The 23,221-nt window shown below is 67.7% G+C and carries 21 protein-coding genes and 1 pseudogene; 8 read left to right on the forward strand and 14 right to left on the reverse strand.

Annotated elements, in window-relative coordinates:
- Positions 1–288 precede the first annotated feature (288 nt).
- The 5 genes from MMF98_RS20720 to minE all read left to right on the forward strand — a co-directional run bounded on the left by MMF98_RS20720 (position 289) and on the right by minE (position 4,131).
- On the forward strand, positions 289–1,323 hold the full coding sequence (locus MMF98_RS20720; protein WP_243309680.1) for a M14 family zinc carboxypeptidase: 1,035 nt from the start codon (positions 289–291) through the stop codon (positions 1,321–1,323).
- On the forward strand, positions 1,320–2,141 hold the full coding sequence (locus MMF98_RS20725) for an alpha/beta fold hydrolase (protein WP_243309245.1): 822 nt from the start codon (positions 1,320–1,322) through the stop codon (positions 2,139–2,141). Before MMF98_RS20720 ends, MMF98_RS20725 begins: the two co-directional genes overlap by 4 nt.
- Before the next feature lie 132 nt (positions 2,142–2,273).
- Complete coding sequence (minC, locus tag MMF98_RS20730; protein WP_243309246.1) at positions 2,274–3,020, forward strand: septum site-determining protein MinC; 747 nt, start codon at positions 2,274–2,276, stop codon at positions 3,018–3,020.
- A gap of 31 nt (positions 3,021–3,051) precedes the next feature.
- Positions 3,052–3,867 (forward strand): septum site-determining protein MinD, encoded by an 816-nt coding sequence (gene minD, locus MMF98_RS20735; RefSeq protein WP_243309247.1) that lies wholly within the window; start codon positions 3,052–3,054, stop codon positions 3,865–3,867.
- Between the two features lie 3 nt (positions 3,868–3,870).
- Complete coding sequence (minE, locus tag MMF98_RS20740) at positions 3,871–4,131, forward strand: cell division topological specificity factor MinE (protein WP_243309248.1); 261 nt, start codon at positions 3,871–3,873, stop codon at positions 4,129–4,131.
- Positions 4,132–4,249: 118 nt separating this feature from the next.
- Here minE and MMF98_RS20745 read toward each other — a convergent pair whose 3' ends face one another.
- From MMF98_RS20745 to dinG, 12 genes are all read right to left on the reverse strand, one after another.
- Positions 4,250–4,654, reverse strand: coding sequence for a VOC family protein (locus tag MMF98_RS20745; RefSeq protein WP_243309249.1), 405 nt, complete (start codon positions 4,652–4,654; stop codon positions 4,250–4,252).
- 80 nt (positions 4,655–4,734) lie between these two features.
- Positions 4,735–5,277, reverse strand: coding sequence for a DUF3617 domain-containing protein (locus MMF98_RS20750; protein ID WP_243309250.1), 543 nt, complete (start codon positions 5,275–5,277; stop codon positions 4,735–4,737).
- A 37-nt stretch (positions 5,278–5,314) separates the two neighbouring features.
- On the reverse strand, positions 5,315–6,943 hold the full coding sequence (locus tag MMF98_RS20755; protein ID WP_243309251.1) for an Ig-like domain-containing domain: 1,629 nt from the start codon (positions 6,941–6,943) through the stop codon (positions 5,315–5,317).
- Between the two features lie 306 nt (positions 6,944–7,249).
- Positions 7,250–8,899: an Ig-like domain-containing domain gene (locus tag MMF98_RS20760; RefSeq protein WP_243309252.1), complete on the reverse strand. Its 1,650-nt coding sequence runs from the start codon at positions 8,897–8,899 to the stop codon at positions 7,250–7,252.
- 163 nt (positions 8,900–9,062) lie between these two features.
- Positions 9,063–9,995 (reverse strand): hypothetical protein, encoded by a 933-nt coding sequence (locus MMF98_RS20765; RefSeq protein WP_243309253.1) that lies wholly within the window; start codon positions 9,993–9,995, stop codon positions 9,063–9,065.
- A gap of 88 nt (positions 9,996–10,083) precedes the next feature.
- A complete protein-coding gene (locus MMF98_RS20770; protein ID WP_243309254.1) occupies positions 10,084–11,235 on the reverse strand; it encodes a metallophosphoesterase in 1,152 nt (383 codons plus the stop codon).
- 104 nt (positions 11,236–11,339) lie between these two features.
- Positions 11,340–12,284 carry an alpha/beta fold hydrolase gene (locus tag MMF98_RS20775; RefSeq protein WP_243309255.1) on the reverse strand — a complete coding sequence of 315 codons (945 nt, stop codon included), beginning with the start codon at positions 12,282–12,284 and terminating at the stop codon, positions 11,340–11,342.
- 100 nt (positions 12,285–12,384) lie between these two features.
- Positions 12,385–12,846, reverse strand: coding sequence for a carboxypeptidase-like regulatory domain-containing protein (locus MMF98_RS20780; RefSeq protein ID WP_243309256.1), 462 nt, complete (start codon positions 12,844–12,846; stop codon positions 12,385–12,387).
- Positions 12,847–13,034: 188 nt separating this feature from the next.
- Complete coding sequence (locus MMF98_RS20785) at positions 13,035–13,658, reverse strand: 3'-5' exonuclease (protein WP_243309257.1); 624 nt, start codon at positions 13,656–13,658, stop codon at positions 13,035–13,037.
- Between the two features lie 37 nt (positions 13,659–13,695).
- Positions 13,696–14,037, reverse strand: a complete 342-nt coding sequence (locus MMF98_RS20790; protein WP_243309258.1) for a HepT-like ribonuclease domain-containing protein — start codon at positions 14,035–14,037, stop codon at positions 13,696–13,698.
- Between the two features lie 2 nt (positions 14,038–14,039).
- A complete protein-coding gene (locus MMF98_RS20795; RefSeq protein ID WP_243309259.1) occupies positions 14,040–14,339 on the reverse strand; it encodes a nucleotidyltransferase family protein in 300 nt (99 codons plus the stop codon).
- 26 nt (positions 14,340–14,365) lie between these two features.
- Entirely contained in the window at positions 14,366–16,567 is a 2,202-nt protein-coding gene (gene dinG, locus MMF98_RS20800; RefSeq protein ID WP_243309260.1) for an ATP-dependent DNA helicase DinG, read from the reverse strand.
- Positions 16,568–16,818: 251 nt separating this feature from the next.
- Between dinG and MMF98_RS20805 the strand changes: the two genes are divergently transcribed.
- The gene (locus MMF98_RS20805) at positions 16,819–17,481 is read left to right on the forward strand and encodes a hypothetical protein (protein ID WP_243309261.1); all 663 of its coding nucleotides are present in this window, start codon (positions 16,819–16,821) and stop codon (positions 17,479–17,481) included.
- Between the two features lie 69 nt (positions 17,482–17,550).
- Here the strand turns inward: MMF98_RS20805 and MMF98_RS20810 are convergent, their stop codons facing one another.
- Positions 17,551–17,901 carry a nucleotide pyrophosphohydrolase gene (locus tag MMF98_RS20810; protein ID WP_243309262.1) on the reverse strand — a complete coding sequence of 117 codons (351 nt, stop codon included), beginning with the start codon at positions 17,899–17,901 and terminating at the stop codon, positions 17,551–17,553.
- Between the two features lie 783 nt (positions 17,902–18,684).
- Here MMF98_RS20810 and MMF98_RS20815 point away from each other — a divergent pair.
- Together MMF98_RS20815 and MMF98_RS20820 are read left to right on the forward strand one after the other, a co-directional pair.
- Positions 18,685–19,494: pseudogene (locus tag MMF98_RS20815) on the forward strand (DNA/RNA helicase domain-containing protein); the annotation flags it as partial.
- A 185-nt stretch (positions 19,495–19,679) separates the two neighbouring features.
- Positions 19,680–20,360 (forward strand): DNA/RNA helicase domain-containing protein, encoded by a 681-nt coding sequence (locus MMF98_RS20820; RefSeq protein ID WP_243309681.1) that lies wholly within the window; start codon positions 19,680–19,682, stop codon positions 20,358–20,360.
- Between the two features lie 239 nt (positions 20,361–20,599).
- Here the strand turns inward: MMF98_RS20820 and gyrB are convergent, their stop codons facing one another.
- Positions 20,600–23,200 (reverse strand): DNA topoisomerase (ATP-hydrolyzing) subunit B, encoded by a 2,601-nt coding sequence (gyrB, locus tag MMF98_RS20825; protein WP_243309263.1) that lies wholly within the window; start codon positions 23,198–23,200, stop codon positions 20,600–20,602.
- Positions 23,201–23,221: the final 21 nt, after the last annotated feature.

Here is a 23,221-nt window from a genome sequence, read left to right on the forward strand (position 1 = left end):
AAGCCGCGGCAAGTCGTTGACGCCAAAGGGAAAAACAGCCCTGTCCACAGAAGGACGCAAGCCTTACCTACTACTACTAAATAAACATAGAGATACTAAAGAAGAAAACAGGAACCCCTTCGCGCGCAAAAAAATCGTCGCGCCGGCCACGCCGCGCGGCCCGATCGGGCTCCGAGCCAAGTTTTTGCCCCAAAAAGCAGCCCGTGCGCGCCGCCAAGGGGGACACTGCCTTGCTTGACCGGCAGAATGGGGGCCCTGTTCCTGCCCGGACCGATCCTTGAGAGCCTGATGCCGCGCCTGCACCTGCTGCCCGACACCTTCAGCGAGCACGAAGACCTCCAGGCCATCCTCGAGGCCGGCAGCGCCCTGTTCGACACCCGAACCGAATGCGAGGTGCAGATCCGCCAGCGCCGCTTTCCCGTGTACTCGGCCCGCCTGGGCTCGCGCGACCCGCAGGCCCCGGCCATCGGCTTCTTCGGCGGCATCCACGGACTGGAGCGCATCGGAACGCAGCTGCTGCTCGACTACATGCGCGCCCTGCTTTCAAGGCTCGAATGGGACGAGCTGCTGCACCAGCAGCTGCAGAACGTGCAGCTGGTCTTCATGCCGCTGGTCAACCCCGGCGGCATGTGGGCCTGGACTCGCTCCAACCCGAGCGGCGTGGACCTGATGCGCAACGGCCCGCAGGACGCGGACGACCGCGTGCCCTTCCTGGCCGGCGGCCAGCGCCTCGGGCCCTGGCTGCCGTGGTACCGCGGCGCGCGCGGCGCGCCGCTGGAGGACGAGAGCGCCGCCGTGCTGCGTGTGGTGCAGCAGGAGCTCACGGCGCGCCCCTTCAGCCTCGCGCTGGACTGCCACTCGGGCTACGGCTGGGGCGACAGCATCTGGTTTCCCTATGCCCGCACGCGCCAGTTCATGCCGCACCTGCCCGAGATGTTCGCGCTCAAGACCATGTTCGAGCAGTCGCACCCGCACCACGGCTACGCCTTCGAGCCGCAAAGCCGGCAGTACCTGGCCCATGGCGACCTGTGGGACTGCGCCTACGACCAGGCGCCGCCCGGCCACATCTTTCTGCCCATGACGCTGGAGCTCGGCTCGTGGCTGTGGATCAAGAAGAACCCGGGCCAGCTCTTCACGCGCCACGGCATGTTCAACCCCATCAAGGAACACCGCACCAAGCGCGTGCTGCGCCGCCACGCCAACCTGCTGGACTTTCTGACGCGCGCCGCGTTCGCGCCGCACCGCTGGCTGCCCGCCAACGACCGGCGCGCGCGCCTGCTGGCCTACGCGCATGACTACTGGCGTCCGCGCCGCGCCGCATGACGCCGCCCGCCACCACGGTCCCCGAGCCGCGCCACTGGGTGCTGCTGCGCGGTCTGAGCCGCGAGGCGCGCCACTGGGGCCAGTTTCCCGCGCAGCTGCAGGCGCGGCTGGCGCCCTGCGCGGTCACTTTGCTCGACCTGCCCGGCAACGGCGTGCATTGGCCGCAGCGCACGCCGGGCCAAGTCGATGGCCTGCTGGCCGCGGCGCGCGCTGAACTGGCCGGCCGGGGCCTGGCTCCGCCATTCGGGCTGGTGGCGATGTCGCTGGGCGGCATGGTGGCCACGGCCTGGGCCCAGCAGCACGGGCCGGAGCTGAGCCGCCTGGTGCTGATCAACACCAGCATGCGCCCGTTCAGCGGCATCACCGAGCGCCTGCGGCCCGCCCACTGGCCGCGGCTGGCCCGGCTGGTGCTGCGCTGGCGCGAGGCGGCCGAGGTGGAGGATGCCATCCACCGCCTGACCTGCCGCCACACGGCTTCGCGCGCGCAGGACCTGGCCGAGTGGCTGGAGATCCGCCGCAGCGCGCCGGTCAGCGCCGCCAATGCATTGCGCCAGCTCTGGGCGGCCGCGCGCTTTCGCGCCGGCGCCGCGGCGCCCGCCTGTCCCACGCTGGTGCTGTCGGGGCGCGGCGACGCGCTGGTCAACCCGGTGTGCTCGCAGCGCATTGCCGCGGCCTGGGGCTGCGCCCATGAACAGCACCCCTGGGCCGGCCACGATCTGCCGCACGACGACGCCGGCTGGACCTGCGAGGCCATCGCGCACTGGCTGCAGACGCTGCCGGCGCCCGCCGCGCAGCCCGGTTTGCTATCAATACCATAGCTATCAAAGACCGCTGCACGCAGACCTTTGGCCTGAATCACCCTGAAACCGCGGCCTGTTTCATTCCTTCACCTTCGGGTCGTGGGCGGCTGTTAAGATTTGCCACTTTTCCCGAGTCGTCCTCTTCCCACAATGCCCGTTGCCCTCGCAGGAAGCGCCCCTGCCACGTTCGAGATCAAGAGCGCCCACCTGCCGCTGGTCGCCTTCCTGCTGAAATCGGCCGACCTGGCCGCGGTGACGGACGAGCTGGCGCGCCGCTTCGACGAGATTCCCGATTTTTTCGACAACGATCCGCTGGTGGTCGACATGTCGGCGCTGCCGGCCGAGGCCCCGCCGCCCGACTTCGCCGCGCTGGTGAGCCTGCTGCGGCGCTACCGCGTGGCGCCCATCGCCGCCCGGGGCGGCAATGCCGAGCAGATGGCGGCTGCCCTGGCGGCCGGCCTGGCCGCCGCGCCCGACGCGGTGGCGGCGCCCGCGCCCAAGGCGTCCCGCGCCGCCGCGCCCGCGGCCCCGCTGCCGGCGCCCGCGCCGGTGGCCCCCAGCGCGCTGGTGATCGATAAGCCGCTGCGCTCGGGCCAGCAGGTCTATGCCAAGGGGCGTGACCTGGTGGTGATGGCCATGGTCAACCCCGGCGCCGAAGTCATCGCCGACGGCCACATCCACGTCTATGCGCCGCTGCGCGGCAAGGCCATCGCCGGCGCGCGCGGCAACGAGGACGCCCGCATCTTCTCGCTGTGCCTGGAGGCGCAGCTCATCTCCATCAGCGGCATCTACCGCACCAGCGACGTGCCGCTGCCGGCCGATGTGTGGGGCCAGCCCACGCAGATCCGGCTGGCCGGCGAAAAGCTGGTCATCGAGGCGCTCAAGGCCAGGGGCTGAGCCCCACCCAACCATTCAATCAAGGACTCCCATGGCAAAAATCATCGTCGTGACTTCCGGCAAGGGCGGGGTGGGCAAGACCACCACCAGCGCCAGCTTCGCCACCGGCCTGGCCCTGCGCGGCCACAAGACGGTGGTCATCGACTTCGACGTGGGCCTGCGCAACCTCGACCTCATCATGGGCTGCGAGCGCCGCGTGGTGTACGACTTCGTCAACGTGATCCACGGCGAGGCCAACCTGAACCAGGCCCTGATCAAGGACAAGCAGTGCGACAACCTGTTCGTGCTGGCCGCCTCGCAGACGCGCGACAAGGAAGCGCTGACCAAGGACGGCGTGGAGAAGGTGCTCAAGGACCTGGCCGCGATGGAGTTCGAGTACATCGTGTGCGACTCGCCGGCCGGCATCGAGACCGGCGCGCTGATGGCCATGCACTTCGCCGACGAGGCGCTGGTGGTCACCAACCCCGAGGTGTCCTCGGTGCGCGATTCCGACCGCATCCTGGGCATGCTGGGCAGCAAGACGCAGCGCGCGATCGACGGCAAGGAGCCGATCAAGGAGCACCTGCTGATCACGCGCTACAACCCGAGCCGCGTGGACCAGGGCCAGATGCTCTCGCTCGAGGACATCCAGGACATCCTGCGCATCAAGCTCATCGGCGTGATCCCCGAGAGCGAGAGCGTGCTGCAGGCCTCCAACCAGGGCCTGCCGGCGGTGCACCTCAAGGGCACCGAGGTGTCCGAGGCCTACAAGGACGTGATCGACCGCTTCCTCGGCGAAGACAAGCCGCTGCGCTTCGTCGACGCGCAGAAGGCGGGCTTTCTCAAGCGCCTGTTCGGAGGAAAGTAAGTGATGTCCCTGCTGTCCTTCCTGCTTGGCGAGAAGAAGAAAACCGCCAGCGTTGCCAAAGAACGCCTGCAGATCATCCTGGCCCACGAGCGCAGCGGCCGCAACCCGGCCGAGCCCGACTACCTGCCCGCGCTGCAGCGCGACCTGGTGGCCGTGATCAGCAAGTACATCAAGATCGACCCGAACGACATCAAGGTGAACCTGGAGCGCCAGGACAACCTCGAGGTGCTGGAAGTCAAGATCGAGCTGCCCGACGCGCGCTGAGGCGGCGCGCCGTGCGCGCCGGCGCTGCGCTGGCGCCGCACGGAAGATGCTATGAAATCAATAGCGTGAAATGACCGCCCGGCGCGGACCTTTGGCCTATTTTTCTTGAAAACCGGGCTCAGGCGGCGCTTTCGTCCCAGTACATGGCCTCGATCTTGTGGCCGTCGAGGTCGCGCACATAGGCACCGTAGTACGGCGGGCCGTACAGCGGCCGCGGGCCAGGCGGGCCGTCGTCCCGCGCGCCCAGCGCCAGGGCCGTGGCATGGAAGGCGCGCACCTCCTCGGCTGACTGCGCCAGAAAGGCGAAGTGCACGCCGTTGGCGGTCTGCGCCGGGCCGCCGTCGAACGGCTGCTGCACCCAGAACTCCGGAAACTCGCGGCCATAGGCCGCCGCGCCCGGGTGCTCCATCACGCAGCGGATCTGCAGCGTGGCCAGCACCGCGTCGTAGAACGCCTTGGCGCGCGCGAAGTCATTGGTGCCGAGCGAGACATGGGACATGACGCTGGGAGAAAGAGGGGGCATGGCGGCTCCTGTCGGGGGAATGGGAGCCCAAGGCTAGCAAGCCGCACGACACGGACCTGTCAGCAGCCTGCCCGGCGTGGCTACTGGATCCCGGCGCAGCTCGCGCCGAGCCAGCGGCTCGCGGTGTCCATGTGGACCTTGCCGCGCGAGCCCGCGTTCGTGATGTCGACGCTGCTCACGATGCGCTCGGGGCCCTGGGCCTCCACCGTCATCAGCGCGGTCTGCACGTAGGACGCGCTGCAGACCCGCTCGAGCGTGAGCTTGCTGGCCGACTTGAAGATCACCTTGTCGGTCTTCTTGGCGCAGTTGTCCTCCTTGTCGTCCTCGTCCTCCATCTTGAGCCAGCGGTTCTGGTCGAAGTCCTTGGCCGTCAGGCAGACCTTGCTGACGCCGGTGCTGGGCTTGCCGGAGCGCGCGGCCATGCTCTGCTCGTACCTGGCACGCATGCTGGCGGGCATCTTGGCCAGCATCGCGTCGGGCATGGGGTTGCCCGTCGTCACGATCACCGTGGTGGTTTCCCAGGCGCCGGGCTTGGCGTTGAACGAGTCCGCCTGGGCGCACAGGGGCGCCGCCAGGGCAACAGCGGCAGCGAAGACGCGGCCAGCAAAGGTTGGGGGGTGCATGTCAGGCTCCTTGAGGTGAGGGAAAGGCGAGGCCGGGTCACTGCAGGCGGCGGGCATTGATGACGTAGGTGCCGGGGCTTCCCTGGTACCAGGTGGCGGTCACGTTGCCGGTGGCATCGACTCCCAGGACCGGGCTGATGGCGTTGCTCGTGGCGGCGGGGATGTCGAGCTCCGTGGGCGCGCTCCAGCTGCCGTTGCCGAAGCGGCTGGCATTGGCGGCGAAGCGCGTTCCGTCGTACTGGGTCCAGGCCAGGCTGAGGTTGCCGGCAACATCCACGGCCAGGGCGGCATTGATGGCATCGCCCGTGGCGCTGGCGCCGCTCACCTGGGTGGGGGGGCTCCAGCTGCCGTTGCGGTAACGGCTGGCGTTGATGACGTAGTAGGCGCCGCTCACCTGGTGCCACGCGGCCGTCACGTTGCCGGCGGCATCCACGGCCAGAGCCGGGGTTCGCGCATTGCCTGTGGCGTTGGGGGCGTCCACCTGAACCGGTGCGCTCCAATTGCCGCCGCTGTAGCGGCTGGCGTTGATCACGTCGCGCGTGCCAATGTGCTGCCACCAGGCCGCGGTCACGGTGCCGGCGCCATCCACCGCCAGAGCGGGGTAGAAAGCGTCGCCCGTGGCGCTGTTGAGCTGAACCGGCGCACTCCAGCCGCCGTTGCTGTAGCGGCTGGTGTTGATCACATAGTTGCTGCCGTTGTACTGGTTCCAGGAGGCGGTCACGTTGCCGGCGGCATCCACGGCCAGCACCGCCGCCATGGCGTCGCCTGTGGCGCTGGGGGCGTCCACCTGCACCGGCACGCTCCAGGCGCCGTTGCTGTAGCGGCTGGCGTTGATCACGACGCGCGTGCCATTGCTTTGCTGCCAGGCCGCGGTGAGGTTGCCGGCGGCATCCACCACCAGAGCGGGGCTAACGGCGTTGCCCGGGACGTTGTCGACCCGAACCGGCGCGCTCCAGCTGCCATTGCTGTAGCGGCTGGCGTTGATGCCGTAATTGCTCGCGCTTTTGAACTGCCGCCAGACGGCGGTCACGTTGCCCGCCGCATCGACGGCGACGACGGGGTTCACGGCGGCACCCAGTGCCGCGGTGCTGAGCAAAGCCGGCGCGCTCCAGCTGCCGCCGCTGTAGCGGCTGGCCTTGACCACGTTGTTCGTGCCATTGGTGTCCTGTTGCCAGACGGCCGTCACGTTGCCGCTGGCATCCGTTGCCTGCACAGGGTTGAGGGCATTCGCCGACGCATCGCTGACCTGGGCCACCCCGCTCCATTGCTGGGCGGCGGTGGAGAACGTGGAAGACAAAGCCGTGCCCAGCACGGCGCCGGAGGCGCTTTGCAGGCCGGCGGCCAGCGCGAGGGTGTAGGTGGTGCCGCCGGGCAAGGCCGCAGCCACGGGCGCCATGCTCAGCACCGCGCCGCTCGCGCTGAGCGTGACGGGAAGGGGCAGGCCCAGCGGGCTGAGCAGCTGCGCGGTCGTGGCCGTGATGCTGGCGGCGTTCAGGCTCTGGTTGAAAGTGGCTGAGGGTTGAACGTTGCGCGCCACGCCGGTGGCGCCGTTGGCAGGCGTGCTGCTGACGGGGCCGAACGGCGCGATGCCGTCGCTGCCGCCGCAGGCGGCGAGGCCCAGTGACAGTGCCAGCGCCAGCAGGTGGCGGTTTCTCGAATGATGCATGGTGGTTTCTCCTGTGGCTGTCATGAAGTTCGGGCCTTAGAACGTGTTTGCGATCTGTATGGGGTCGCGCAAGTGCCTTTTCTGGATGGGCTGCAAGGCACGCTGCGCCGCCAATAGCTGGCTATTGGCCAGCAGCGCAACGCCGCAGACCGCCCGAAAAGGCACTTGCCCTTCGGGTTGGGACGAAATCGGGCGATTTGTCTACCAAATCCCTTGCATGGGCATGAGCCCATGCGGCGTGATGTTGGCGGCCAACTCATCCCGATTGCGTCCCAACGCGGCCCCATACAGATCGCAAACACGTTCTTATTGCAGGCGGTTGGTGTTGACCACAAAGCTTGAGCCGAGCACCTGGCTCCAGGCCGCCACGGCGTTACCCGCGGCATCCACGGCCAGCAAAGGCCCGTCGGCTGTGCCGGTGGCGCTGGCGCTGTCCACTTCCACCGGGGTGCTCCAGCGGCCACCGCTGAAACGGCAGGCATTGATGACCACGCGGGCGCCGCTGGCCTGGCTCCAGAGGGCTGTCACATTGCCGGCGATGTCTGCTGCCAGGACGGTCTGGTCCACGCCGCCGGTGGCGCTGGGGCTGTCCACCTGAACCGGCGTGCTCCAGTTGCCGCTGCTGTAGCGGCTGGCGTTGAAGATGGCGCGGGCGCCGCTGATCTGGATCCAGGCGGCGGTCACGTTGCCGGCGGCGTCGGCCGCCAGGGTCGGCCGGTCGGCGCTGCCGGTGGCGCCGGGGCTGTCGATTTCCACGGCGGGGCTCCAGCTCCCGCCGCTGAAACGGCTGGCATTGATGACGCTGCGAACGCCGTTGTTCTGTGACCAGGCCGCGGTCACGCTGCCGGCCGCATCCACGGCCAGCGCCGGGGACTGCGCATCGCCAGTGGCGCTGGCGCTGTCCACCTGCGTCGGCGCGCTCCAGGCGCCGCCGCCGTAGCGGCTGGCGTTGATGATGTTGCGCGTGCCGTTGTTCTGCGACCAGAGGGCCGTCACGTTGCCGGCGGCATCCACCACCAGGGCCGCCGAGGACGAAGCGCTGATGGCGCTGGGGCTGTCGATCCGCACCGGCACGCTCCAGGCGCCGCTGCTGTAGCGGCTGGCATTGAGCACATAGTTCGAGCCGCCGCTGGACTGCCGCCAGACGGCGGTGACGTTGCCCGCCGCATCGGCGACCAGCGCGGCATTCTGTGCATCGCGCGTGGCGCTGGGGCTGTCCACCTGCACCGGCGTACTCCAGGCGCCGCCGCTGTAGCGGCTGGCGTTGAGCACGAAGCGCGTGCCGTTGTTCTGCTGCCAGGCGGCGGTCACGTTGCCCGCCGCATCGGCGACCAGCGAGGGATTGACGGCGTTGCCCGTGGCTGCGGGATTGTCTACTTGCACAGGGGCGCTCCAGGCGCCATTGGCATAGCGGCTGGCGTTGACGACGGTGCGCGTGCCATTGTCCTGATACCAGGCCAGGGTCAGGTTGCCCGCGGCATCCGCCACCACAGAGGAGGCGAAGGCGTGTCCGGCGGACGGCAGTGCGCTGACCTGGGCCACCCCGCTCCACTGCTGGGCGACGGTGGAGAACGTGGAAGACAAAGCCGTGCCCAGCACGGCGCCGGAGGCGCTTTGCAGGCCGGCGGCCAGCGCGAGGGTGTAGGTGGTGCCGCCGGGCAAGGCCGCAGCCACGGGCGCCATGCTCAGCACCGCGCCGCTCGCGCTGAGCGTGACGGGAAGGGGCAGGCCCAGCGGGCTGAGCAGCTGCGCGGTCGTGGCCGTGATGCTGGCGGCGTTCAGGCTCTGGTTGAAAGTGGCTGAGGGTTGAACGTTGCGCGCCACGCCGGTGGCGCCGTTGGCAGGCGTGCTGCTGACGGGGCCGAATGGCGCGAGGCCGTCGCTGCCGCCGCCGCAGGCGGTGAGGCCCAGTGACAGTGCCAGCGCCAGCAGGTGGCGGTTCTTGAGGTGGTTCATGACGGCTTCCCCTGTGGTGTCGTTGATATGCAGGACCGCTGGCCGATCCGGACCGTGGTCCAAGGTCGGAGCGGATGCTATTGACGGGGGATGGGCGGCACAAGGCCCCAAAATGGGTATGCCGCGGGGGCGCCGAAGGCGCGAAAAAGGGCTGCCGGCGCGCTCAGTGCGCGCTGAGCCAGGGCCGCAATTCTTCCGGGTGCTCTTCCAGGAAACTCAGCAGGGGCCGGCGCTTTTCCGTGCCGCGCGCCGTGCCGGCGCCCGTTGCCGGCGGGTCGCCGAGCAGGCCGGGCAGCGCCTGTTCGGCGCGCTGGAAGATGGCGCGCCAGCGCTTGCGCACGGTGTTCCAGGTGATGCCCAGCTCGGAGGCGATCTCCTCGTCCGGGCAGCCGCGCAGGGCCAGCACCAGCAGGTCCTGCTGCGCGGGCGCCAAACCGAGGCGCGGCGTGCGGCGCCGGAACAGCATGCGCAGCGCATGGAACGGGTGCTCGCTGAACATGGGCTCTTCGAGGAAGTACACATGGGCGGTGGCGCCCTCGGGCGCCGGCGCGGTCTTGCAGCCCATGGCCATCGCCGACTGGCGCAGCGCCGGGGTCTTGCGCTCGCGGTCGTTCAGCTCCATGAAATAGGTGCGCAGGCCATAGCCGCTGTGCGTCATCAGGAAAGCCTTGTTGCAGACCATGTCGATCTCCGCGGCCGGCGCCTCGGGTGAATCGTCGATCACGAAATTGAGCATGACCACATGCATCTCGCCCGCCGCGTTGAGGCGCGCCTGCTCGGTGCGGCCGAGCAGCATCGGGGCCGGGCCCCGGTGCGAATACATCAGCGTGTTGACGAGGTCGGGAATCTCGCCGCGGCAGGCCCGCGCGGCAACCTCGGGCGTGACGAAGGCGCTGAAGCCGCAGCCCCAGACCGTGGCCGTGCCGTCGAACCGGCGCTCCTCGAACACGCAGGCGATGGCCAGCACGTGCTCGCTCAGAAGCTGCGTCAGCAGGGCCTGGTCCAGCAGCGCGCCGCGCGAACCGCCCTGCCGGAACAGCGCCACGCAGCGCGCCAGATCGCTGGCCTTGGCGGGCCGGTAGAGGAATTGGGACACAACCGCTCCTTCGGTGCTGACGGCCAAACTATGCCTGCAGTTGCCCAACAATCTGGTACAGGAGTTACTTCTTGTGCAACGAGATATTTCAGGCGCGCCGCTGTGGCGCCGGCACCAGCCGCAAGTGGGTGATCTCCGAGGGCGCGCCGAAGCGCTTGGGCGGCCCCCAGTAGCCGGTGCCGCGGCTGGTGTAGATCCACAGCGCGCGCAGCCGGTGCAGCCCGGCGGTGTAGGGCTGCTGTAGCGGCACCAGCAGGTTCCAGGGCCAGAACTGGCCGCCGTGGGTGTGGCCCGAGAGCTGCAGGTCGAAGCCGGCCTCGGCCGCCGCCTCGGCGCTGCGCGGCTGGTGCGCCAGCAGCAGCTTCACCACCCCCGCCTGCGCGGGCGCGCCGGCCAGCGCGGCCTGCGGGTCGCTGCGGTGCGAGGGCTCGAAGTGGTGGGCGTTGAAATCGGCCACGCCGGCCACCACCAGCGGCGCGCCGCCGTGGCGCAGCACCACATGCTCGTTGAGCAGCACGCGCACGCCCAGGCGCTGCAGCTCGGCCATCCAGGCCGGGGCGCCCGAGTAGTACTCGTGGTTGCCGGTGACGAAGTAGCTGCCGTGGCGCGAGGCCAGCTGCGCCAGCGGCGCCACGTGCGCGGCCAGCTCGGGCACCTTGCCGTCTACCAGGTCGCCCGTGATGGCCACCATGTCGGCGTTCAGGCTGTTCACGCGCGCCACGATGCGGCTCAGGTAGTCGCGCCGGATCGTCGGGCCGACGTGCACGTCGCTGATCTGCGCCACGGTGAAGCCGTGCAGGGCCGCCGGCAGCCCGGCGATCGGCACGTCGACCCGCACCACGGCCGCGGTGCGGCGCGCGTTCAGAAAGCCCCAGAGGGTGGCCAGCAGGCCCAGCGCGGGCACGGCCAGCGCGCTCCACAACCGCAGCGCGGCGTGCTCCGCGCCGGCCACCGGCAGCGCGGCGGCGGCCAGCAGCACCAGGTCGCGCACAAGCGTGAGCACGAACAGCGAGGAGAACAGGCCCATGCACAGCAGCCCGAGCCACACCAGCGCGTTGGCGAGCCGGGGGCTGACCCCGCGCGGCGCCCGCAGGCCCAGCGGCATCAGCAGCGCCGAGGCGGCCAGCACCCCGGCCAGCAGGGCCTGCGCCACGGGAAACGGCGCCAGCGCCGGAAGCAGCCGCCAGCCGACCCAGGCATGGAACAGCAGCACGATGACACGGAGAAGTTGCAAGGGCATGGCGGGGGAGCCGCGCGAAAAAGTCGGCCCCGGGCCTGCAGATGGAGCCGCCGGTCCCGCATTCAACCGCGGGTTGTCGCAAATTACGGTGGACGGCAATGGCGCTAGGGGCCGAGGAAGGCCTTCACCGCCGCCACGGTGCGCGCCGGGTCTTCCTCGTGCGGCACGTGGCCGAGGTCGTCGAACATCACGAGCCGGCTGCCCGCGATGTCCTGGGCGAAGCGCCGGGCGCTGTCCGGCGGGATCAGCCGGTCGCGCCCGCCCCACAGGATCAGCGTGGGCAGCTTCAGCGTGGCGATGCGCTCGGGATGCACCGCCAGGCGCTGCCTCATGCGCAGGCCCAGGGCGCGGCGATTGCCTTCGCGCAGCGCCATGTCGTAGTACAGGTCCACCAGCTCGGGCGTGACCTTGGCCGGGTCGCCATAGACGTTGCGTACGCTGCCCTCCACCATGCCGCGCGGCAGGGTGTGCTCCAGCAGCGGCGCCAGCATCGGCAGGCGCGCGATGCGAAAGGCCAGCGGCACCGAGGCGGAGGCGAAGTCGTAGCCCGCCGCATCCACCAGCACCAGCCTGGTGACGCGCTGCGGCTGTGCCGCGGCGAAGGACCAGGCGATCTGCCCGCCCAGCGAGTTGCCCGCCAGCACGGCGCGCTGCACGCCCAGCTGGTCGAGCAGCGCGGCCACGAAGCGCACATAGGCGTCGATCGAGTAGTCGTCCTGCGGCTGCGGGCCGGTCAGCGCGAAGCCCGGCAGGTCGACGCGGATCACGCGGCGCTGGCCGCGCAGCGCGGCGGCCCAGCCGTCCCAGGTGTGCAGGCTGGCCGAGGTGCCGTGCAGCAGCACCAGGGGCTCGGGGTCGTCGCGCGGGCCTTCGTCGCGCAGGTGCACCTGCATGCCCTGCACCGCGATGAATTGCGAGGGCGGCGGCGCCCAGCGCGCCTTGAGCGCCGCCACCGGCTGGTCGGGCGCCCAGGTGGCGACGATGCCCGCGATGGCGAAGAACAGGCCAGCCGCGAGCAGGAGGAGCAGGCTTTTCCAGAGCAGTTTCATAGGGCGCCGAGTATGCGGGCAGGACGCGCCGGGCCATGCCCGCACTTTCCCTGAACGGCGCCTTCTCGCGGCCGCGCAGCCCCTGGGAGACTCTCAACAGTCAGGACGGGGCGCCCATGTCGGTGCCGGCGGGCCAGAGGAACAGCGCGCGGCTGGGCTTGCCGGACTGCACGGTGAGCGTGCGCCGCAGGGTCTGGCCCGCGAGCGTGGCCTCCACCTCATAGTGGCCCGGCGCCAGCCGCGCCATCAGGAACGGGCCCTCGGCCGTGACGTTGCGCAGCACGGGCTCGTCATGCCCGGCCTGGCGCACCGTCACATGCACATTGGCCGCGAAAGCGGAATGCCCGTGGTCCTGGACGGCGAACTCCAGCGTGGCGGGCCAGTGCGGCGCCTGTTCTTCCATCAGGCGGGCCTGGTCCTGCCCGATGCCGCCGCTCATGAACTCGACGCCGTCGCGGCTGTGCGGCGGCGGGCCGGCCGCATGCGCGCCCGGGCCCAGCAGGGCGCCACCCATCAGGCAGAACGCGGCCAGCAGCGGCCGGGTGGCTACACGGTGAAACATGGTGAACTCCTTTCGTCAGGCTGGCGGCCACGACGGCCGCCTTGCCTCACTCTGGGACGCAGGGCTTAAGCGGCGCTTAAAAAACGAGCAGCGAGCAGCGCCTGGTTGCTATTGAATCAGGAGCAAACAATGACCGCAGGACCTGGACCTCCGGCCGATTTGACTATTAAATCGCCGCCGCGGCCGCCTCAGGCGCCCGGCTGCGCCGCCAGGTGCCGCTCGATGGCGCGCGGCACGGCGTGGCGCGGGCAGGCCTGCAGCGCCATCAGCAGCTCGTGGCGGGGCTGCGGCGCGCCGAAGCGCTGCCGCAGATCGCTTTGGATGCGCTCGAGCAGGGCCGCCGCCACCTCGGCATCGGCCAGCGCCCGGTGGGCCCGGCCCGCGGCCGGCAGGGCGTGCAGCGCCGCCAGCGCGCCCAGCTTGTAGCTGGCGGCCTGCGGGTAGAGCCGGCGCGACAGCAGCAGCGTGCAGGCAAAGGGCTGCGCGGCCGGCAGGCCCAGCCGCTCCAGCTCGGCGGCCCAGAAGCGGCGGTCGAACGAGGCGTTGTGCGCCGCCATGGGGGTGCGGCCCACGAAGCGGCTGGCCTCGGCCATCACCTGCGCCGCCGGCGGCGCGGCGGCCACCATGGCGTTGCTGATGCCGGTGTAGGCCTCGATGAAGGCCGAGATGCGCACGCCGGCGTTCATCAGGCTCTGGTAGCGGTCGACCACCCGGCCCTCTTCCACCAGCACGATGGCGATTTCCGTGGCGCGGTCGCCCAGCGCGGGCGACAGGCCGGTGGTTTCGAAGTCGATGACGGCGATGCGGGGCATGAAGGCTGGCTGGGGGCGCGGGTGCTTGAGCGCCAGCTCAGGCGCCGTGGCCGGCAAGCCATTGCTCAAGTGCCGCCGCCAGCGCGGGCAGGTCATTCACGATGGCCTTGTAAAGCACCTCGTGCTCGATCTGCTCATAGCCATGAGCCAGGATGTTGCGCAAACCGATCACCCGGACCCAGGGCACGCCCGGGATGCGCCCGGTCTCTGCCGGATCGATGCGTTTGGCGGCTTCGCCCAGATTGATGAACAGCTTCTCGACCGCGAGGCAAAGCACCCGGTCGGCGAGGAACAGCGGCAGCGGCTTGCTGCCAGCCAGCGCGATCAGCTCGCGCGCGAACTCCAGCATGTCTGCCACATGCGCGGGGGTGCGGTCCATGCTCATTGGTAAAGGGTTTGCAGCTGCGCTTCGATCGCGCGCCGCCGCCAGGGGTTGCGCAGCACGGACGGAAAGGCCAGATCCACGCGGCGCCCATCGAAGGCATCAGCCAGCTCGCCTTGCATGTCCACCAGCGCGAAGCCGCTGGGCGCTTCGCCGGGAATGAACTCCACCAGCAGATCCACATCGCTGTCGGCCCGCTCCGTACCCACCGCGGCCGAGCCGAACAGGCTCATCCGGCGGACGTGGTAGCGCCGGCAGATGTCTGCGATGCGATTGCGTTGCGCGGGCCCGAGAACCATGGGCGGATTATGCAGCGTGAGGCTCTTCAGCCCGGCACCGCCGCGCCGGCCGCGCGCCGCTCGACGGCGAACGGCGGCAGGCCGTTCATCAGGCGCTGGCCGTAGGCGGTCTGCGTCAGGCGCCGGTCGTAGCAGTAGACCCGGGCCCGGTCGTCCTCGGTGCGGATGGCGCGGCCGGCCCATTGCGCCAGCCGCATGGCGGTGGCGGGCACCACCAGCTCGCTGAACGGGTCGCGGCCCACGCCGCGCAGCCACTCGGCGCGCGCCTCGCCCACCGGGTCGTCGGGCGGCGCGAACGGCAGCTTGGTGATGAACACCGATTCGCACAGCGCGCCCGGCAAGTCCAGCCCCTCGCCGAACGACTGCATGCCGAAGATGATGGAGGGCTCGCCGTCGGCCACGCGCTCGCGGTGGCGCTTGAGCAACTGGGCGCGCGGCAGCGTGTTCTGCACCAGCACGCGCGAGGCGAGCCGCGCGGGCAGCGCCTCCACCGCGAGGCGCATCTGCTCGCGCGAGGTGAACAGCACCAGCGCGCCGTGCGCCACCTGCGCCAGATCCTGCAACAGCGCCTGCACCATCTCGGCCGTGAAGGCGGCGGCCTGCTTCGGGTCGGCCCGCGTGGCCACGGCCACCAGCGTGCCCTGCGCCGCGTAGTCGAACGGGCTGGGCACCTCCAGCGTGGTGGCCGCGCCCTCCTCGTGCAGGCCGTTCAGGCCGGCCTCGCGCAAAAAGAAATCGAACTGCCCGCAGCTCGTGAGCGTGGCCGAGGTAAGCACCGCGCCGCGCACGGCCCCCCACAGGTGGTGGCGCAGCGTGGCGCCCGGCAGGATGGGGCTAGCATGGGCCTTGACCACGATGTAGTCGCCATCGGTGGCCAGCGTGAACCACTTGGCCGCCGGGGCCGCGCCCTCGGGCGCGTCCTGCAGCAGCAGTTGCGCGGTGGCGTGCACCTCTTCGAGCCGGGGCGCCAGCATGCCCATCTGCGCATAGAGCGTGGACAGGCGCCGGGCCTCGGCGGGCTTGTCGCGCATCTCGGCGCGCAGCGCCTTGGCGATGGCGCGCAGCACGTCCAGGAAGCCCGCCGCATGGTGCGCCACCTGGCCCAGCGGCGCCAGCAGCGCCTCGGGCAGCTCGCCGCGCGGCACCCGCACGCGCGCCGGGCCCCAGGTGTCCTTCTGGCCGCGCAGGGCCTCGCCGTACAGATCCATCACCTGCCGCGCCAGGCCCTGCAGGTGCTGCAGCAGCTGCGCCGAATGGCGCGGGATGTCGGCGATCTCGCTCACCTCCACCAGCGCGCCGATGCGCAGGCCGCGGCTGGCCAGGCGGTCGATCCACTGCAGGCGGCTCAGGTCCATCTCGCCGGCGAACTGGCCGAGCGCGGTGGCCGGCAGGTGGTGCGCCTCGTCCAGCACCAGCAGGCAGTTGTCCAGCTCGGGCAGCACCCGCGCACCGAGGGAGGACAGCAGCAGGTCGTGGTTGGCCACGATCACCTGCGCGCCCACCAGCTCCTTGCGCTTGTCGTAGTAGGTGCACTGGCTGAAGGCCGGGCAGTGCTTGCCGGTGCACGACGCGCCCTCGGCCGCCACCGGCAGCCACATCTCGGGCTCGGGCGGCGCGTCGAGCGAGTCGCGGTCGCCGTCCCACAGGCCCTTGCCCAGCGCCTGCGCCAGGGCGCCGTAGAACGCGATGCGCGCCTCGGTCTCCTGGCGCGGTCGGCTGGCGCGCAGCGCGGCCTCTTCCTCGGCGAACAGATCGTCGTCGTCATCGCCGCTGCCGCCCGCGCCGGCCCCGCCGGTGCCCGCCAGGCGCTCCAGCTTGAGCTTGCACACATAGCGCCCGCGCCCCTTGGCCAGCGCGAACTTGAACGGCTGCGGCAGCCGCCCGGCCAGCGCCGGCAAATCCTTGTTGACGAGCTGCTCCTGCAGCGCCACCGTGGCGGTGGAAATCAGCACCCGCGTGCTGCGCGCCAGCGCCAGCGTGATGGCCGGCACGCAATAGGCCAGCGACTTGCCCACGCCGGTGCCGGCCTGGATCACGGCAATAACGGGCGCTGGTGCGGGTCCGGCCGCGCCCTCCTCCTGCGGCTTGCCCAGGGCGGCGGCGGAAAAGGTCCGGGCCACCTGCTCGGCCATGTGGCGCTGGCCCTCGCGGCTGCGAAACCCCTCGGTGCCCCGCACCACTTCATCGAACGACTGCAGGGCCGCCTGGGCCCAATCCTGTTGAGACATACAGTGGTAGTGTGGCACACGAAAGCCGGGTGGCTTGCGGCCGCGAAGGCGGGTTGCTATGAAAAGATGAGCAACCAATGACCATGCGGCGCGGACCTCGGGGCGATTTGGCTCAAAAACTGAGGCCAAAAGCGCTAAGGGGTCTGCCGCGTTGCCGCCGCCACGGAACTGGGTTACAAATCGTCTCAACTTACGACAACACGCCTCATGCGAGAGGGCGATGAACGAATGACGAGCAGGGAGGCTCCCCCGTGGGACTGCAAGACCGTGACTATGTGCGCGAGCGCCGCTGGCGCGACCTCGACGCCCGCCCGCGGCCGTTTGCGCCGCCCGAGCCGACGCTCCAATCCACGCTGCAGATCATCCTGTTCTGGCTGGCCGTGGGCTTTGTGCTCTGGAAGGCCTGGGGCTGGTGGGAGGCGCGGCAACCGGCAAAGCGCCAGCCGCCATCCACCGCCACGGTCTCCCGTCCGGCCGTGCCGCCGCCCCGTGGCCCCGCCGCCCTTACCTACCCTTCGCCCACGGTGCCCGCCGCGCCGAAGGTGGTGACCCGGTGCGTGGTCAACGGCGTCACCAGCTACTCGGACGCCGGCTGTGCCTCCGCCACCGCGCCGGCCACGCACCTGCGCATCGACCCCGCGCAGAACCTGGCCGACGGGATGCGGCCTGAACACCGGGCGGCTGCATTGCAGTCCTTGCAGCCACGGCAGCAGCATGTGGTGCAGGCAGCGCCGCAACCGGTCTATGCCTACCCCGATCTGGCGGTTCAGCTCAAGGCGGTCTGCCAGGGGTTGGAAGAAGAAATCAGCTACATCGACGCGCGGGCACGCCAGCCGCAGCCGGCGTGGGAGCAGGACCGCTTGAGTGCGCGGCGCAAGGTGGCGCGGGATGAGCAGTTTCGGTTGAGGTGTTAGTTCAAAGAAGTGAGGAGAGGCCGTTCAATGGAGAAGATCAGGAAAGAGAGTGCGCACAGCACATCCAGCCTAGTTTTCGCTGTATTTCCTGCTATTGCCCTTGGCGAGGTCTACCGGGTACTTTTGCTCATTGAGGGCCATCTTCTTCTTTGCTGCTGTCAGCAGGTCGATATTCAGGGCCGACGATAGTTGAATCAAATACAACAACACATCCGCCATTTCATATGCCACTTGCTGCTTTTTCTCTTCATTCAGTTCCCGACTTTGGGATTCCGACATCCACTGAAAGTGTTCAAGCAATTCGCCTGCTTCAACGATCAAAGCGGAAGCCAGGTTTTTTGGCGAATGGAATTGTCCCCAATCGCGTGCATCGGCAAACTGTTGCAAGCGTTGAATGAGTTGCTGGATGGAGTCCGACATGGCAAAGAACCTCTAGAGCGCAGTTTAGAGCACGACACCTTTGCCTGGCCCGGGCTGAAGGTGCTTTCTCCTTATCACTAAACTCGCAAAGTCAACAAAAGCCAGGTATCGCGCATGCTGCTCACAGTCGCTGAATTCAGAGAGACCGTCAATCACAACTTGAACCGCTTGGTTGAGGACTTGAGAAGTGTCACAGGCCGCTTTGGCGAAGCAGAAGCAAATGCATGGAGGCTGTCGTTGCCCAAACTGGCGCAGATGCTGACCCATTCGAAGTTGGGTGAACTTCACCTGCACTTTGCCAAGCGCGAACATCATGTCTCTTTGGAGTACCACCTGCCAGGTGCCTCCGCATGGTGTGACGTCGTGCTGCTGGGGCAGCATGAAGGACTACCAGCCACAGTCATGATCGAGTTGAAGGATTGGGACACCCGGCAGGACAAGCCTGGTGTGTGGGAAGGCTTGGTTGCACGTCATGGCTTGCAGGAGCTTCATCCATCCGATCAGGTGCGCGGGTATGTTCACTATTGCCAACGCTTTCATTCCGCCGTGCTGGACCATGCGGCCAAAGTCCACGGCTGCGTGCTATTCACCAGTGCCTTCCACACTCAGGCCTACACAACCGCACCCAACGAGCAGTTGAGTGGTGAGTTCCCACTTTTCACGACTAGCGAGCAAGACGCGGCCCAGGCCTTTCCCAATTTCCTGAAGACACGCCTCACAGAGGCAGATGCTGCATTTGCCCAATCTTTCACCTCCGGCACTTACCGCCAGAACCGGAGTTTCATGGCGCAGATTGGGAGCGAAATCCTGCAGCAGAGCGGCGGTGCCTTTGAGTTGCTTGACAACCAACGTCGTGCTTTCTCACTGTGCCAGGCCAAGGTCAACCATCAGATATCAGACAAGACTTTCAAACAACGCAAGGTGATCATTGTCGAAGGCCCGCCTGGCTCAGGCAAATCCGCCGTCGCCGCGCGACTATGGGCTACCTTGGTCACCGACAAGGCACTGCCGGACGGCAATGTGGTCTTGGTCACAACCCCTCAAAGTCAGAGCAGCAACTGGAGCTGGCTCATCGACCAAGTGGCCAAGTCGCGCTCAGGCAAAGGCGTGGCACGCAAGGCCACCAGTTTCACGCCGATCACAACGCCGCAACTCAACCAACTGCGCAAGACCCTCAATAACGAGAATCTGTTCAAGAGCGCCAAGCAATGGAGAGAGCATCTCCATGCTTTGCAGGCCATGGATCAAACCGGCATGAAATGCCAACCCGGTTCGGAAGACAACAGTTGCATCATTACCTTGGTGGACGAAGCACATGCACTGATCAACCCTGAGCGTGAGCACGGGGTTGGCCAGTACGGCTTTGTCACGGGCCTGGGGCCACAGGCATTCCACATCATCCGCAGCAGCCGTGTTGCTGTTTTCTTCATCGATCCGCAGCAGAGCTTTCGAGCGCGCGAGAACACCACGGTGGATGACATTAAGCAGTGGGCGAAGGAACTGGAGGCCGATGTCGACACGGTATCGTTGGCCGGCGCGCAATTCCGGTGCGTTGGATCAGCGGAGTACATGTCTTGGGTGGAAGCGCTGTTAGGAGGTACTCCCGCTACTGTGAACTGCGTACATGCTGGCGCGTGGCGTCAGAACAAGGAACAAGAAAGTGAAAACACCCATCATGTCGTTGCAGCAGCCAATAGTAGCTACAGCGGCAAGGTACTGCCCTTCGTTCGGGTCAAACCACTGAGCACATCACATTGGGACAATGGCCCCCCGTGGCCGTGGCGGCTGAAAGACAAGAGGATTTCTGGTCCATTCAGCAACGCAAGGCCCAGGCTTTCGACTTTCGCGTCTTCGACAGCCCCTTTGAACTGGAAGACGCACTGCGGGCGCATACGCCGAAGCGCACCGTTCGGCTTGTCTCCAGCTATTCACGTAAGTGGAAAACCGAAGGCATGGTCAGCCCGCACAAAGGCCCGCAAGAAGGGCAAGACTTCTGCGAGCCTGTGCAGGTCGATGGTCAGATACGTCTATGGGCCAAGCCGTGGAATGTCATCCCAAAAGGTTCCGACTACACATCATTCATCCAGGCCAGACCCGGTAGCGCCATGGAGTTGGACCCCTTGTGTGAAGTGGGTTGCCCTTATGCCGTGCGGGGTTTCGACTACCACTATCTGGGCTTGATCTGGCTGGACGATCTGCTTTGGCGTGATGGCCGCTGGGTAGTTCAAGTGGATAGGGTTCTTGAGAGCGGGATTTCTGTGATAACCGCGCGCGCAGCAAAAGAAGGGGCTTTCGCGCCTTTTGGCCCGCATGGAGAGTTGCTGCGTCACAAGGTTGCACAAGCCTATCGGATTCTGATGACACGAGCGATTCATGGCTTGTATGTGTGGGCATCCGATGAGGAGACCCGTGCTCATTTGAGAGCATCGCTGGGCAAAGCGTTGCCGGCTTCTTCGTGAGCTTGGATCAACCTGATGTGCTCTCGAGTACATCAGGCATACGTCACCACTACATTGTCAAACGAAGCCGATCCACAGATGAGTCACGATCGTTGGAGAACTGGGCTGCGCAGCATCCGACGACCTAGCAATTGTCTTAAAAGAAAAGGGACGGCAGCCTGCCGTCCCTTTCTATCCGGATCGGGCGAATCTGTTCGCCAACGTTATACAGACTACATCGCTTGTGTTATCGAATGTGACTACACATCAATATTCGCCGCCCTCAACGCATTCGTCTCAATGAAGTCCCGCCGCGGCTCCACCTCATCCCCCATCAGCATGGTGAACACGCGGTCGGCCTCGATGGCGTCGTCGATCTGCACGCGCAGCAGGCGGCGCACGTTCGGGTCCATCGTGGTTTCCCAGAGCTGGGCGGGGTTCATTTCACCCAAGCCCTTGTAGCGCTGGCGGGCGGTGGCGCGCTCGGCTTCGCCGATCAGCCACTTCATGGCCTGGCGGAAGTCGCTCACTTTTTCTTCCTTTTGCCGCTCGCCTTCGCCGCGCGTCACGCGGGCGCCTTCGCTCAGCAGGCCGCGGAAGGTGTCGGCGGCTTCGGCCAGTGTTGCGTAGTCGGCGCCGTGCACGAAGTCTTGCGTGATGACGCTGCTCTTGATGTTGCCGTGGTGGCGGCGGCTGATGCGCAGCAGCGGCTTGTCGGTGCGGACGTCGAACTCGCCGGCCACTTCGGCGGGCACGCCGTTGGTGGCCAGCTCGCGCAGCTTGGCCTGCAGCAGCACGGCGCTGGCTTCGGCATCGGCCACGCTGTCGAGGTTCAGGCTCACGCCGTCGGCGATGGCGCGCAGCGCCTCGGCGTCCATGAAGCCCGAGAGGCGCGCGATCACGCTTTCGGCCAGCTGGTGCTTGCGCGCCAGCTCGGCCAGGGTGTCGCCGGCCAGGGTCTGGCCGGCCTCGCCGCCGGTGAACACGTTGGCGTCCTTGAGCGCCACGCGCAGCAGGAAGCTGTCGAGTTCGTTGCCGTCTTTCAGGTACTGCTCGTCCTTGCCCACCTTCACCTTGTAGAGCGGCGGCTGGGCGATGTAGATGTGGCCGCGTTCCACCAGCTCGGGCATCTGGCGGTAGAAGAAGGTGAGCAGCAGCGTGCGGATGTGGGCGCCGTCCACGTCGGCGTCGGTCATGATGATGATGCGGTGGTAGCGCAGCTTGGCCACGTTGAAGTCGTCCGCGCCCGCCGTGCCGCCCACGCCGCCGGCCTTGCCGATACCGGTGCCCAGCGCGGTGATGAGCGTGAGGATTTCATTGCTGGTGAGCAGCTTCTCGTAGCGCGCCTTCTCCACGTTCAGGATCTTGCCGCGCAGCGGCAGGATGGCCTGGAATTTGCGGTCGCGGCCTTGCTTGGCCGAGCCGCCGGCGGAGTCGCCCTCCACGATGTAGATCTCGCACAGCGCCGGGTCTTTCTCCTGGCAGTCGGCCAGCTTGCCGGGCAGGCCCATGCCGTCGAGCACGCCCTTGCGGCGGGTCATCTCGCGGGCCTTGCGCGCGGCTTCGCGGGCGCGCGCGGCTTCGACGATCTTGCCGCAGATGATCTTGGCGTCGTTGGGGCGCTCCTGCAGGTAGTCGGCCAGCAGCTTGCTCACGATGTCTTCCACCGGGCCGCGCACTTCGCTGGAAACGAGCTTGTCCTTGGTCTGGCTGCTGAACTTGGGCTCGGGCACCTTCACGCTGAGCACGCAGCACAGGCCTTCGCGCATGTCGTCGCCGGTGACCTCGACCTTGGCCTTCTTGGCCAGCTCGGTTTCCTCGATGTACTTGTTGATGACGCGGGTCATCGCGGCGCGCAGGCCGGTCAGGTGGGTGCCGCCGTCGCGCTGCGGGATGTTGTTGGTGAAGCACAGCACGCTCTCGTTGTAGCCGCTGTTCCACTGCATCGCCACTTCCACCCCGATGTTGGTGCCGTGTTCGCTCTGGCGGTCGCCCATGGCGTGGAACACGTTGGGGTGCAGGACGGTCTTGCCCTTGTTGATGAAGTCCACGAAGCCCTTGACGCCGCCGGCGCCGGCGAAGTCGTCTTCCTTGCCGCTGCGCTCGTCCTTCAGGCGGATGCGCACGCCGTTGTTGAGGAAGCTCAGTTCGCGCAGGCGCTTGCTCAGGATCTCGTAGTGGAAGTCGTAGTTTTCCTTGAAGATCTCGGTGTCGGGCAGAAAGTGCACCTCGGTGCCGCGCTTCTCGGTCGGGCCGGTCACCTTCATGGGCGAGACCTCGACGCCGTCCACCGCCTCCACCAGGCGGTGCTGCACCACGCCGCGGGCAAACTCGATCAGGTGCACCTTGCCTTCGCGCCGCACCGTGAGGCGCAGCCATTTGCTCAGCGCGTTGACGCAGCTCACGCCCACGCCGTGCAGGCCGCCCGAGACCTTGTAGCTGTTCTGGTTGAACTTGCCGCCGGCGTGCAGCTCGGTCAGCGCGATCTCGGCGGCCGAGCGCTTGGGCTCGTGCTTGTCGTCCATCTTCACGCCGGTGGGGATGCCGCGGCCGTTGTCCACCACGCTGATGGAGTTGTCGGTGTGGATGGTCACCATGATGTCGTCGCAGTGGCCGGCCAGTGCCTCGTCGATGGAGTTGTCCACCACCTCGAACACCAGGTGGTGCAGGCCGGTGCCGTCGGAGGTGTCGCCGATGTACATGCCGGGGCGCTTGCGCACCGCTTCCAGGCCCTCGAGGATCTGGATGGCGCCTTCGCCATAGCCTTCGGAAGCGCCGGCCTGGTGGGCGTCGATCTTGGGCTGGAAGTTGGAGCTTTCTTCCGTGGGGGCGGCTTCGTTCAGCTTGTTGTCTTCGGTCATGGTCAGCGTGGTTTCCGGGCG

The organism is Variovorax terrae, from assembly GCF_022809125.1.
Classification (GTDB): Bacteria; Pseudomonadota; Gammaproteobacteria; order Burkholderiales; family Burkholderiaceae_C; genus Variovorax_A; species Variovorax_A terrae.